Below are 453 nucleotides of genomic sequence, written 5' to 3'. Positions count from 1 at the left end.
TTCGCGGATGGCCAGTATATTGCCTTGGTGGTCTGTAAGTACGGTGCCGCGGTCCGTCTGGTCCATGGTGACCACGTCTTCCTTCCTATCCAATCCCGGGTAGGCAATGGTATAGGTCTTATCCTTAAACGACCATCTGAAATCGGTGACAATAGTGAGTTGGTGGTTGTTGTAGGTATGGAAACGCCCTAAATACGCATCGTTAAAAATCCACTCCTCTTTTACGGTCTGCTTCGCATTCTTACCAGTGCTTGCAGTACTGAAATAGGACCAGATCCCAATAACCGGATCGTTGTTTTCTGCAATTCGAGTGCAATTGGCAGAAAGTAGGATGGCGAAAAGCGCCAAAAGGGAATATACTTTTTTCATACCGTAGGTTTTTGGTTAGGGAGCCCGTTGATTTAACGCAATACAGTGTAATTCTATTGTAAAAACTCGATGTACGGCGCTTTT

1 protein-coding gene is annotated in these 453 nt (G+C 45.5%); it reads right to left on the bottom strand.

Annotation, left to right across the window (positions count from 1 at the left end; all coding sequences use genetic code 11):
• The coding region (locus tag F1E73_RS17375) for a hypothetical protein (RefSeq protein WP_191089077.1) at nt 1-369 on the bottom strand (369 nt) is incomplete at its 3' end.
• Nucleotides 370-453 lie beyond the last annotated feature (84 nt).

The organism is Arenibacter lacus, from assembly GCF_008711145.1.
Classification (GTDB): Bacteria; Bacteroidota; Bacteroidia; order Flavobacteriales; family Flavobacteriaceae; genus Arenibacter; species Arenibacter amylolyticus.
Note: the sequence above shows the minus strand (reverse complement) of the source record. Positions and strands in the feature narration are given on the sequence as shown.